Origin of the sequence: Microcoleus sp. BR0-C5, assembly GCF_036705045.1 — a bacterium.
Lineage (GTDB): Bacteria > Cyanobacteriota > Cyanobacteriia > Cyanobacteriales > Microcoleaceae > Microcoleus.
Map to the genome: position 1 here is coordinate 1 of NZ_JAUBTR010000078.1, position 12293 is coordinate 12293.

10 protein-coding genes are annotated in these 12293 nt (G+C 45.8%); 3 read left to right on the forward strand and 7 right to left on the reverse strand.

Translation table 11 applies throughout. The annotated features are described in order from the left end of the window. The first annotated feature begins 705 nt into the window (after window positions 1-705). Together scpB and QUB08_RS26410 are read left to right on the forward strand one after the other, a co-directional pair. Window positions 706-1221, forward strand: coding sequence for an SMC-Scp complex subunit ScpB (scpB, locus tag QUB08_RS26405; RefSeq protein ID WP_333109076.1), 516 nt, complete (start codon window positions 706-708; stop codon window positions 1219-1221). 42 nt (window positions 1222-1263) lie between these two features. Beyond that, window positions 1264-1611: a DUF760 domain-containing protein gene (locus QUB08_RS26410; RefSeq protein ID WP_333081869.1), complete on the forward strand. Its 348-nt coding sequence runs from the start codon at window positions 1264-1266 to the stop codon at window positions 1609-1611. Between the two features lie 304 nt (window positions 1612-1915). Here the strand turns inward: QUB08_RS26410 and QUB08_RS26415 are convergent, their stop codons facing one another. After that, window positions 1916-3139, reverse strand: a complete 1224-nt coding sequence (locus tag QUB08_RS26415; RefSeq protein ID WP_333228535.1) for an HhoA/HhoB/HtrA family serine endopeptidase — start codon at window positions 3137-3139, stop codon at window positions 1916-1918. 304 nt (window positions 3140-3443) lie between these two features. On the opposite strand from QUB08_RS26415, the gene QUB08_RS26420 reads away from it, so the two are divergent. Then, a complete protein-coding gene (locus QUB08_RS26420) occupies window positions 3444-4367 on the forward strand; it encodes a M23 family metallopeptidase (RefSeq protein WP_333228537.1) in 924 nt (307 codons plus the stop codon). Window positions 4368-4634: 267 nt separating this feature from the next. Here QUB08_RS26420 and QUB08_RS26425 read toward each other — a convergent pair whose 3' ends face one another. From QUB08_RS26425 to QUB08_RS26450, 6 genes are all read right to left on the reverse strand, one after another. After that, window positions 4635-4787 (reverse strand): hypothetical protein, encoded by a 153-nt coding sequence (locus tag QUB08_RS26425; protein ID WP_333228539.1) that lies wholly within the window; start codon window positions 4785-4787, stop codon window positions 4635-4637. 353 nt (window positions 4788-5140) lie between these two features. Then, window positions 5141-5470, reverse strand: a complete 330-nt coding sequence (locus QUB08_RS26430; RefSeq protein WP_333109083.1) for a XisI protein — start codon at window positions 5468-5470, stop codon at window positions 5141-5143. Next, the gene (locus tag QUB08_RS26435) at window positions 5458-5880 is read right to left on the reverse strand and encodes an element excision factor XisH family protein (protein WP_333228540.1); all 423 of its coding nucleotides are present in this window, start codon (window positions 5878-5880) and stop codon (window positions 5458-5460) included. Before QUB08_RS26435 ends, QUB08_RS26430 begins: the two co-directional genes overlap by 13 nt. A gap of 356 nt (window positions 5881-6236) precedes the next feature. Further along, window positions 6237-9278 (reverse strand): tetratricopeptide repeat protein, encoded by a 3042-nt coding sequence (locus QUB08_RS26440; RefSeq protein WP_333228542.1) that lies wholly within the window; start codon window positions 9276-9278, stop codon window positions 6237-6239. Next, window positions 9271-11316 carry an ATP-binding protein gene (locus QUB08_RS26445; protein ID WP_333228544.1) on the reverse strand — a complete coding sequence of 682 codons (2046 nt, stop codon included), beginning with the start codon at window positions 11314-11316 and terminating at the stop codon, window positions 9271-9273. The genes QUB08_RS26440 and QUB08_RS26445 overlap by 8 nt, the downstream gene beginning before the upstream one ends. Window positions 11317-11454: 138 nt before the next feature. Then, the gene (locus tag QUB08_RS26450; protein WP_333228546.1) at window positions 11455-12258 is read right to left on the reverse strand and encodes a DUF4058 family protein; all 804 of its coding nucleotides are present in this window, start codon (window positions 12256-12258) and stop codon (window positions 11455-11457) included. Window positions 12259-12293: the final 35 nt, after the last annotated feature.

Below are 12293 nucleotides of genomic sequence, written 5' to 3' on the forward strand. Positions count from 1 at the left end.
ACGGATCGGGCGATCGTCACCAGATCTTCAATGGATTCTCAAGAACCGCTATTGACTGGATACTCGTTCATATCTTGTCCTTAAAGTCAAGTACAATTTATACAAAATTAGATGAGCTTACCCTGAAACCAAAGCTTTTCAATCTTGAGCAGAGGTAGCTTGAGAAATCGTTGAAGAGAACCTCGTCGGCTCTCAAACATGATTGGGTATGGCATCTATTTCGCCAATAACTCAATACTCACTTGTTTATGGGTTGGGAAGCAGAAAAACTAAAATAGTCAGAGTCAAGTATTTGGCGTTTTTAAGCTGGTGTTGGAAACAAATTTGGTATGATTGAGGTAACATTTTTAACTGAGGGGGCTTCTTAACAATACTGATCCCATATTTTTTTACCAAAAATCGGTCATAGCCCCGTCATCTGTATTGGTTGATATATTTTACCATAAGCTCAGGAGAGCCAGAAACGTTATATATTTCTGTGTCTCGGACTGATATAACAAAAGAAAATTGAAAGTTTTGGTTTTGTTTCTCAACCTAACCTACACTATTAATAATTTGTGTAAGGGGAATGTTTATTCCTAACTCTCATTATTCACGACACGGAAGTTACTGAAATACGGATAACTGTTGTTTTCCTGATTCCTTCTTGTTTCTTGCTTCTTCCTTTTTCTTTCAACGTCGCAATTCCTAATTACTAATTCCCAAATGACTCGCTTAGCCACAACAATAGAAGCCATACTTTACTTAAAAGGTCAGCCAGTGTCGATCGCAGAAATTGCCGAGATTGCCAAGTGCGATCGAGCCGAAGCCGAAGACGCCATCATCGAACTCATGTCTGACTCGTCCCACCGCGACAGTGCATTAGAAGTCGTCGAAACCCCCACAGGATACAGCCTGCAACTCAGAGAAGAGTTTGCCAGTTTAATGCAAACTTTAATACCTCCAGAATTAGGTGTGGGAGCTTTGCGGACGCTAGCTGCGATCGCCCTCAAAGGCGGCATCGCTCAGCCAGATTTAGTTAACTTGCGAGGTTCAGGAGCTTACCAGCAAGTGCAGGAACTGGTAGAAATGGGTTTCGTCCGCAAACGGCGGCCGACTGAAGGGCGGTCGTATTGGTTACAAGTTACCGAGAAATTTCATCGGTACTTTCAAGTAGACCAACTCCCAAAACAATTGCAAATTGACTTTCAGGCAAACTTGTACCCAAGCAATGACGAGTAGTTTGAAGTAGAATGTAACCAGCCAGAAATTAAGAATCGCCAAATGGTTTTTCACCCTGACTTTGACACATCCAATGCCCAACAAACCGCAGTCAATCCACTGCTGAAGTACCTCCAACACCAATCCCCGGAGGTTCTAGCCCGCGTCGCCAAGTCCGTCAGCCCCGACATCAGAGAAATAATCTCTCATAACGTTCAAGGACTTGTCGGCGTTTTGCCTTCAGAAAATTTTAACGTCGAAATTACCACTGACCGCGAAAACTTAGCAGGTTTGCTAGCTTCAGCGATGATGACAGGCTATTTTTTGAGGCAAATGGAGCAAAGGATGTACCTAGAAGAAAATTTAGCAAGCACCAGCTCGATTCAACCAAACTCACCCAAAGACAAGTAAAAAAATCAACGGGTTGGGGAAGTCAGAAAGATGAAAGTTGTTCAGAAAAATCCATAATCCTGAATCATGGAGGCACAGGGAATTAAGAAACCGGGCTGTTAACCGGCTATCCCTCGCGCTACACCGAGGCTTTTGGTGAAAAAACCCGGTTACTGCTTCCAGGACTATAAAGCATCAGATTCATCTTCCATCCTCCACCCTGGCAATTAATACCAATTTCAAAAAAGAATGCAACTGTCGATAAGCTCCAAATCCTTATGCAGTAAGTCATTCTTAATTCTTTAATCGAAAATCGAAAATGGTATTACCCACCGGCGGAGCTACCCGATAGGGGAAAAGCACCCGGACGTACTTTAATATTCTGAACTTGACCCAAACGGTTAATTTCCAGTTCGAGTTCTTTGCCCACAACCGTGTTTTCCACCCGTTCTTGCACGTCACCGGGAGTGTTAACCGCAATTCCGTCAACTTTTTGAATGACATCTCCGGGGCGCAAGTCGGCTTTTTGAGCGGGGGAATTTTCCACGACTCGCGCCACGGCTACACCTTGATCGAGGGTAATTTTATTATTATTATCGAGCTGTTTGTTGAGTTCTGCCTTGGTGGCTGCAGTCAAGCTGACCATTTGAATGCCGAGATAGGGATGTTCGGCTCTACCTTTGGCGAATAGCTGATCGGAAACTCGTTTGGCGGTTTCGATCGGAATTGCAAATCCCAAGCCCTGAGCGTCAGCGCGGATAGCGGTATTGATGCCAATAACTTCGCCTTGGTCATTGAGCAGGGGGCCGCCTGAATTGCCGGGGTTGATGGCGGCGTCAGTTTGGATGAAGCGGACTCGCTTGTCGGGGATGCCGACTTGGGAACTCGATCGACCCGTAGCGCTGATAATGCCCACAGTCACGGTGTTGTCGAGACCTAAAGGATTGCCGATCGCGATCGCCCACTGTCCAGGTACAATATTGTCCGATCGACCCAAAGCCACCTGCGGCAGTTCCTTAGCATTAATCTTAACCACAGCCACATCCGTCAGCGGATCGACTCCCTGCACCTTACCCTCAAACTCACGGCCGTCTTTGAGCGTCACCTTGACAGTATCCGTCCCGGAGACAACGTGAGCATTAGTAACGATGCGGCCGTCAGAAGTGAGAATAAACCCGGAGCCCGTACCTCTCTTGATTCGTTCTTCCGGCTGCGGCAAATTCTCCCCAAAAAACCGACGAAACAAAGGATTTTTGAATGCTTCGGGCACTTGATTCGCCACCTTGCTTGATGCGTCAATCCGCACTACAGCCGGGCCTACTTTTTCGGCTGCTTCAGCAATAAAATTGGGATTGCTGCGATCGACCGCCCGATTTTCCTGAACTGAAGGAGAGGGATAGGGGGGGATTTGCTGGCGTACTACTGGCAAAACCAATCCGGTTTCCAGATTGTTTGAGCCTTGCAGATAGCGATTTCCCAACCATCCCATACCTCCGCCGATTGACAGCAAAGTCACATAAAGGGTCGCTTGCTTAAAAGATAAACTCATTTAATAACTCCCGCTAAATACCTCATCCCCGCAGACAGGTTCCGAATCAAGCATTGTTGTCTTGGCGACGGGAAGGAAGCGGGGCGGGGCGTACCGCTTCCTCAAGAACATAGCTGTTAACAGGCAGGCGCCCATCGGCATCACAGGCAGTTTTGCCGGATTTGCCAAGAGCGACTCAAACTAATAATTCTCATCCTAACTTGGCTTAGCCTGGGATTTACAGTCTGGGGGGTGGCTAGAGCTTTCAAATATGCAATTTTACTGGATTTTAAAATTGTCAACTGTCCGAAATGAATACTTTTTTATGTACATAATGACTTTGAAACGCTTATTTCCGCTGATTTTTGCACTAATTTGGTTGATCGCACCGGTTGAGAAAACGGCGGCAAATACCGAGATCCCACCTGCAAATCTTCCTTCAGGTACACCTGTAGAAAACCCCGACCCTGCCCGCGATTGCCCGAGTCCGGCTAGGTCTCGGTTGCGCCGCCACACTGTGGCCCAGGGCGAAACCATAGAAAGCATCGCGCGTCAGTACAATGTGATTCCTGCGGCGCTGATCGGGATAAATCCGATGTTGCGAGGCGGTGGAGTATCTGCTGGAAGTGCGATCGTCATTCCTCCGTACAGTGGCACCGAGGTAGAAGTGCCTGCGGGCTGGAATTGGCAAAAACTGGCAGAAGCTTACAAAGTGCCCGCAGATTTGCTATTTGAGGCGAATGGGTGCAGGCCTTTGGGGCAAACCGTGTTTGTGCCAACGGTGAATAGGTCGATCGGGCCTTCTATCAATCCCGATGCAACGCCATCGGTGCAAGGATTTCCGCTGCCCGCCCCAGCAGTGGAAGCTTTGCGTTACGGGCGGCAATTGCATCCGGCGCGGCGCGAATTTTTTTTCCACAGCGGCGTAGATTTTTTGGCGTCGGAGGGTACGCAGGTTTTGGCGGCGGGCGAGGGGACTGTCGCCTTTGCCGGGCCGCAGGGGGATTACGGGAATTTAGTGGTGGTGAACCATGAAGCGGGGAAGCAAACGCGCTACGCTCATTTGAAAGATATTGCGGTAAAAGTCGGTCAAAAAGTGCAGTCTGGAGAAGTTTTGGGAACTGTGGGGACGACGGGAAAACGGGACATTCCGCTATCTCATTTGCATTTTGAAGTTCGGTACAATTCGGGTTTGGGTTGGGTTGCTGAAGACCCGCTGCTTTATTTGCAAGCGACTATTAAAAAATAGGATTGTTAGTGTGCTGGGGGGGTGACAGCCCGCCCCAAATCGAGACGGGGCAAGGATTGAGCTGTGTTGGGGTAAAAAAAGATAGGTAGCAGAATTATTACACGATTGCCTATTCCAAAAAATATGTTACCAACATTTTACCAGACTCACTTACAAAAACAATTGACGCAAACCCCGTTTATTTTACTCACAATGTTTTTGAATCTGATACAATCCGAGAAACAAGTAACGATCGCACTAATCGGGTTCCCATTAATCACTTATTGGTTAACAACTTATTGCCCGATCGCACATTTCTCTCAAATTCGATCGCCCGATCAACAAAAAACCCGATCGCCCGATCAACAAAAAACCCGATCGCCCGTTTCCCAAAAAGCCGAGATCCCTTTTCCTTCTCTCGCAGTTGGGTAAATTTGACAAAATTTGATATTTTTGCTATAATTACCTGAAATTAATCACAATTAAAGCTCAACTATAAATATATGGAAGCTGTAATTGAAAGCATTGTAAGTAAGCTGCGTTATTTAGGTAAACCGCAACTATAAGTTGTTCTTAATTTTGTTGATTTCCTAACTTGGAAGTCAGCGCCCAGCCTGTTATCAACAGTAAGTGATTCTGAGGCAGAAATCGGCGATCGCGAGTTTGAAATACTTTTAGATGAAGTGGCTGATGAGTTAATTAAAAACATGGGAGTAAATGTCCCTACGCTATCGGATTTTGCGGTGATTCGTGCTGGTATCTATGAGGAGCATCCCTAGCGCCAAATGAATCATTTAACTAACAGCGTATTCGGTAAACTTTCTAGTAAAACCAGACTTAAAAGCAAGTACGATATCAGTTTTTGGGACTCCGAATTCGACCAATTCTTCAGCTATTCCTGTATCTGTCCTATCCTGTTGAATCCAGATTTTATCATCTTTAAGCTCAATGTGAACTGAAACGCCGTAGACTCTTAATTGGTCGTTCCAGCCTGCGAGAATAACCAGGTAGTTACCGCTTTCGCGATCGCGAATAATTTTAACTTCTGTTCCTTCTCGTACAACCATGTCTGAGAAGTTGTTCAGAATTTTGTCGATCGCTTCAGTATAGTTTAATTTCTCCACAATACAATTTCCTCCGAATCTGGACGAAAAATAATTAGCTTGATATCGTATTCTTCCACACGTCCTTGAATGAATTTTAACCTAAATAATTCATCGTAGGTTTCTAAAGGAACTGCTAAATACACGATAAAATCTGGCATAATATCTCTCAATGCCGATCGACAGTTGAGAAATTGACCGAGGGCTGCATGAAACTGGTAGAAATCCGATCGCTCTCGAAAGCTCTTGACTTCCACAGCTATTTTGCGACCTGCTTTTTCTGCACTGATTAACTTTTCTGCGGTCAAATCGATAAACATTGCTAAACCTTCGTCATCGACTTGCACCCGAAAGTTTTCACGGATAACTATCCATCCGTCTTTTTGTAAGGCAGTTTTGACAGTATCGTGAAAAACATCTTTAGCAGGCATTTAGAAACTCCGTTGCTCTCACTCTCTATTTTATACCAATTATTAAAACCCGATCGCCCGATCAACACAAAAACCCGATCGCCCCCATCAACCAAAAACCCCGATCGCCCATCAACCAAAAAACTCGATCGCCCATCCACAAAAAACCCGATCGCCCATCCACAAAAAACCCGGCGGTTGAAACCCAAAAACCCCGGCGGTTGAAACCCCGTCTACACAGACAAAACCCGACGACAGCAGGTTGAAGATTTCACCCGATGATTTTCAATCTCCGAATACCCTCTTCGTCCGCGTAGGCGGACATCGTTTGTGTAGACGCGGTTTCTAACCGCCGGGTAACTACGAAACACACGCCCTCATCCCAACAACTCCTGAAACCGCACATCACCCCGAATCCCATCAAAATCCGCATCCGTTTTTGCTAACTCTCGATATTTTTCCGGTTGCATTTGAATCGCGCGCCGCAAATTTTCCACAGATAACTCAACATTACTTTGCAAGGCGTAACAGCAAGCTTTATCATAATAAGGATCGTGATAATTTGGGTTTATTTCTAAAGCTTTATCAAAATAATCTATCGCTTCCTCATAGCGACATAATGTCATCAAAGCATAAGCTCTACGATATAAAAGATAAAAATCATTGGGTTCCAATTCCAAACCTCTGTCATAGCTGGATATTGCCTCTTCAGGACGCCCAGCTTTTCGCAGAGCAAAGCCACGCCAATCCCAGAATTTGGCTTTATTTGGTTGAATTTCTAGGGCTAAATCATAACAGCAAATAGCTTCTTCGTAGGCTTCTGACCCAAATAAAATTCTGCCTTGTTTTAACCAAAAATCGCAGTCGTAAGGCTCGATACTCATAGCTCTAACCCAGCTCGTGCGGGCTGCATCTTGATTGCCACACTTCATGAAAGCTAAACCTCGGTAAAACCAAAAATCTCGGTTTTCCGCTTCTAGGTTTATAGCTTTGTCGAAACTGATGATCGCTTCTTCAAAACGCTGCAAATTATACAAAGTCTTACCAATTTCAAACCAAACAACAGGCACATCTGACCTCGCCTTGGCAACTTCAGTTAATTTTGGTAACGCTGCTTCATACTGCCCTTGTGTAGCCAGCAGTAGACCATAGTAGAACAAACTAACCGGATTATGTAGCTTATAGGGACACGGCATTGCCGTGTTCTTGCTGTCGTGTCCCTTTTGCATTCCCTCCAATCGCAGGAAATGCACCCGTCCCCACTCATCCCCCGCTACAACTGTCACCCCATCAGGCGCAATTGCACAGCAAGCAAACCCATACTCTCCGCTGAAACTAACGATCTCTTTACCGCTAACCAAATCCCACACTTTTAGGGTGTTATCGGATGAAGCGGAAACCGCTATGAGGCCGTTAGGAGCGATTGCAACTGCTGTTACATAGTCAGTATGACCGGTGAGAGTTGTGGGAAAAATCCCACTGTCTATGTCCCAGACTTTTAGGGTGCGATCGTATGAAGCCGAAACTGCTGTTTTTCCGTTGGGTGCGATCGCGACTGCTGTTACATAGCCAGTATGACCGATGAGAGTTGTGAGTTCGGTGCCACTGAGCAAATCCCAGACTTTTAAGGTGTTATCCCTTGAAGCGGAAATAGCTGTGAGGCCATCTGGTGCAATCGCCACTGCTTCTACCCCCTCAGTATGACCTGTGAGAGTTTTCAGAAAGGTGCCAGTGAGTAAATCCCTGACTTTTAGGGTGCGATCACCTGAAGCGGAAATCGCGGTTTTGCCGTCGGGTGCGATCGCCACTGCATTTACTGAGTTAGTATAACTGAAAGTTGTAATTTCTTTGTGGATGCTCAAATCCCAGACTTTTATGATGTTATCCCTTGAACCGGAAACCGCTATGAGGCCGTCTGGTGCGATCGCCACTGCTAATACCAAGCTAGTATGACCAGTGAGGGTTGTGAGTTCGCTGCGACTATCCATATCCCAGACTTTTAGGGTTTTATCCATTGAAGCGGAAATTGCTGTTTTTCCATCTGGTGCGATCGCGACTGCTAATACCGACTCAGTATGATCGGTGAAAGTTCTGATTTCTCTGCGACTGTCGATGTCCCAGACTTTTAGGGTGTGATCCTTGGAAGCCGAAACCGCTCTTTTTCCGTTGGGTGTGATCGCCACTGCTAATACCCACTCAGTATGACCTGTGAGAGTTCTAATTTCCTTGCCACCGTTAATGTCCCAGACTTTTAGGGTATGATCTATGGAAGCCGAAACCACTGCTTTTCCGTCTGGTGCGATCGCGAATGCTTCTACCTTCTCAGTATGACAGCAGAGTGTTTTGAGCAAGGTGCCACTGTCGATATCCCAGACTTTTAGGTTGCGAGCCCATGAAGCAGAAACTGCTGTTTTTCCGTCTGGTGCGATGGCGAATGCTTTTACCCCGTAATTGTCACCTATCAGAGTTTTGAATTCGTTCTCGTTGTCGATTTCCCAGACTCTTAGGGTGTGATCCCGTGAAGCGAAAACTGCTGTTTTTCCGTCTGGCGCGATCGCGACTGCTGTTACCGACTCAGTATGATCGGTGAAAGTTCTGAGCAAGGTTCCGTTGTCGATGTCCCAGATTTTTAGGGTATGATCTCTTGAAGCTGAAATTGCTGTTTTTCCATCCGATGCGATCGCAACTGTAAATACCTCACGAGTATGACCAGTCAGGGTTTTGAGCAAGGTTCCGCTATTGATGTCCCAGACTTTTAGTGTGTTATCCTCGGAAGCAGAAACTGCTGTTTTTCCGTCTGGTGCGATCGCGACTGCACGTACCCAGTCAGTATGGCCGATAAGAGTTCTGAGCAAAGTGCCACTATCGATATCCCAGACTTTTAGGGTTTTATCCCATGAAGCTGAAACCGCTCTTTTTCCATCTGGTGCCATCGCCACTGCTGTTACCGCGCTTGTATGACCGACAAGCGTCCGCAATGCCCCTTCATTCGCCCGCTCTAAATTAGCCTTCACAGGCCGGAACCAAGGACAATCTTTTGACTGCTTTGCTTGTTCCAGCAACCCTTGAATCTGAGGCATTTCAAAATCCAGCAGCCTCCCCCACAAATGCCCAACCAGTTGTGTTTTATCGCTATCTAAAACGTGCGACGACTTACGAATTGCCCCTTGAATCAATCTCAGAGTTTGACTTTGCTCCTGGGCCAGCAACACATCACAATTTATGGCTAAATCATAATCCTCAATTAACGCTTGAGCCCCCACCGCATCCAACTTCGCCTCAATAAAATCAAAATCCGTCAACAACTGATGCAGCCGTTCCCCTTGAACACTCTCCGCCAAATGCCCTGGCAGAGTTTCCAAAGCATAAAGCCTCTTTTCCGGCGACATTTTCCCCAACCGTTCTTTAAACTTACTCATCGCCGTACAAATCCTCCCACAAATTATCAGAAATCGCCGTTTCGATATCCCGCAGCGAAACCCCAGCTTTCTGCACTACATCCTTACGATGCAGAAATCTTTGGAAACTCGCGTGATAAATACTGTAATCCGGCGGAGTGTCGCTGCTACGGCGCAGAAACTGTTCCCAATCATCCAGAACTTCCTGCAAATCTAAAGCATCTTCCTCAGCAAAATCCGCCAAAATATCGCAGGAAACCGGCTTGCGAGTTTTGGTCAACAAATAAATCACCTTCAACTTCCGGCGGCGCAATTCTTTATCTCTCACCGCCATTTCCATCCGCGCCCAGTGCTTCTCATAATATCCTTCCAACTCCCTCGGCAAATCTTTCAAAGTCACATCGCTGTACTTGCCGCTATCGATATCATTCAGCACATAGCGCAGGTACATAAAATTATTCTGGCTTTTTTGGGCCACTGCCGCCACAAACTGTTCGCGCTGCAAATTTTGACGATTAATCCAACTCTGAATTGACGCGCTGTTGCTGGTGCGTTTGTCAATATAAAGCTTGACATCCGCCAAACTTTCTGCACTGTACTGCATCAAATCAAAAACCTGATGATTTGGCAAAGGCAGAGATTCCGGCCGCTTGGAGACAATAAAATAAACATTATCCGGCAAAGCATCTGGCAAATACAGGACATTGCTGCCACGCCCATGATCGCTCAGATCGACTTCATCGAGGGCATCCACAACAAAAACTAACTTTTTTCCGCCCAATTTAGGACTGACTTCCCCCAACAATCGACTGAGAAAATTGCCATCTGTAGTTGCATTTTCTGGCAGTTTTGGGTAATCCAGTTTAAAGGCTTGAATTAACTGAGTGCAGGCATTTTCCAGAAATTGCTTTGCCTTAACCGTGCCTTGAGATTGCGAGTTAAAATGGACAACACAGCGCCGCTTCAGCAGCAGCACTAACTTCGCCATAATTGAAGTTTTCCCGACACCAGGATCGGCTTCTAAAACAAAATATCCTTTGGGATTTTTCTGCAAGAATTCGATAATTGCTTCAAAGACAAATCGGCGGCCGGTAAAGTCTTGAGTGCGGTCTTGAATAATCGTTTCGCACTCGTAGGGAAGCGGCAATCTGGGCGCGGAAGTATCAACAAATCGTTCCAGTGATGTTTTAATTTGCCCCAAATCGGATCGGATGCCAATTTCTATGGATTCCAATTTCACCATCACTTGACAAATCTGCTGCCCAGTTGCCACGGCCTCCAACTTTTGCATAATTTCCCCATTTTGCAGCCCCAACTCTTTGAGTTGTGCCAAAGCAATTTGGTGCAGATTCAACAGCATCGCCGCAAACTTTTCTCCTCCCTTCGCCGCATCCAGTTTCAGCACTTCGCGGTACGCTTTCGGGAAAGTTGCGTACAGCTTGTCCGCGACAAATCCCACAATTTCCGCATCGAAGGATTTCCCCTCGCTGGCGGCGAATTCGTTGAGGAAACTGGCCCAATCTGCCGTTGCCAATCCGGTAACTCGATCGAACTCCTCGGCATCCGCAGAAAAAATCCGAGTTAGCTGGTCTTCAGAAATATTTAAATCCCTTGACAAATCGGCTGTATTCGTGTTAATATCCAGCCAGTATTCAGGAGTTTTCTCGGCTAATTGACTGAGTGCTGTTTCTGGATAAGGCAAATTTTTGGTTTTGGCGATCGCAATTAGGCGATCGGACTTCGCAACCTCTCTCAAAATATAGCCGATCGCCTCACCAGCCGCCTTAATCAAATCGTGATTGTCGAGAATCCTCGGATTTTTGCTCAACCGTTCCGTCATCCGATTTGCCAGTTCATCAGCGGCCATAGTCTCAGCGAGACTACCAGCAATCGCTGCTAAAATAGAAACTCCCCCAAGTGCGATCGGGCCGCCGATAATACCTGCTGCTGCTTGAGTTGCCGGATTGGCGATCGCATTTGAAATAACTTGTCCAACAGCCATCACCGCACTGCATCCAATTACCCTAGTTTTAAAATTAGCTAAGTCAATTAGTGGCATAAAATAAATATTCCTCTTTTTAAAAGTTGGTAGTAATTATATCGTGTCGGCTGCCGTTTAGTCCGTCGCTGCGAAATTTTCAAGTGAATTTAGAGATTGTCGATCGCGACTAACTCTAGGATATAAAGTAAAATATAATTAATTATCTCGAAGTTCTTTCTCTTGCAAAAGTTGGGTTGCCCAAACCCGCTCTTCTTCCGGTAGGGACGGTATGGGTTCTCGATTGTAATCGATCCGATAATCATAGCCAGCGCGATCGTAAACACCTGCAAATATTTCTGGGAAATTAACAATAGGTTCTACATCTTCCTCGCGCAAGGGAAGCGGAAATATAGGTAGAGAATCGCGGAGATTAAAAGCATAAAGTTCGGCAAACGGACGGCGATTACTGGGACTGACCAAAACCCGATAATCGCTTTGAATAGAATTATTAAGAATGGGCATAGATTCCCATTTTCGTAGTAAATCGATTTCCACTAAATTGGTTAAGCTGCCTAAAATAGTCTGGCGTTTTTTGAGATAAGTAGTTCTTCCTTCTCCACTACGTTTGTTGACAGGAGAAAGAATTTCAATGGCGGTGACAACTTGTTTAGTTGCCATTTCTCGCACTTCCAGGTAAGTCTGTTTAATTTTTTCAGGAGCAGGCACTTTAACGGTAGTCGGAAGTGTTATATTTAAAGTGGCAACTGAACCTGTAGGAATAGTCGGGTTATTAGATTGACGCTTAATCGCGACATCGGGGATACCTACTAAAAGGGAGTCGCTGTTACTGTAATTTGGATCTGTAATTTCATAGATGCGTTTGTCGATTGCAACCTCATATTTAGGGCGAATTTGAGGCATGATAGTATCAGCGATCGCGATAATCAATCTATTGTGAGTTTCCTGCCAGAAATCGGGGTGTTCTAAGTAGGGGTCCATTCCAGGAAAAGGTGAAGGCATAGGACTGTTCTCCGATGTATTGACTTTCAAATCAT

Coding starts and splice junctions, on each gene's coding strand:
- QUB08_RS26435 (WP_333228540.1), bottom strand. CDS start 5,880: ATGCCTGCTAAAGATGTTTTTCACGATACTGTCAAAACTGCCTTACAA.
- QUB08_RS26445 (WP_333228544.1), bottom strand. CDS start 11,316: ATGCCACTAATTGACTTAGCTAATTTTAAAACTAGGGTAATTGGATGC.
- QUB08_RS26420 (WP_333228537.1), top strand. CDS start 3,444: ATGTACATAATGACTTTGAAACGCTTATTTCCGCTGATTTTTGCACTA.
- QUB08_RS26415 (WP_333228535.1), bottom strand. CDS start 3,139: ATGAGTTTATCTTTTAAGCAAGCGACCCTTTATGTGACTTTGCTGTCA.
- QUB08_RS26440 (WP_333228542.1), bottom strand. CDS start 9,278: ATGAGTAAGTTTAAAGAACGGTTGGGGAAAATGTCGCCGGAAAAGAGG.
- scpB (WP_333109076.1), top strand. CDS start 706: ATGACTCGCTTAGCCACAACAATAGAAGCCATACTTTACTTAAAAGGT.
- QUB08_RS26410 (WP_333081869.1), top strand. CDS start 1,264: ATGGTTTTTCACCCTGACTTTGACACATCCAATGCCCAACAAACCGCA.
- QUB08_RS26450 (WP_333228546.1), bottom strand. CDS start 12,258: ATGCCTTCACCTTTTCCTGGAATGGACCCCTACTTAGAACACCCCGAT.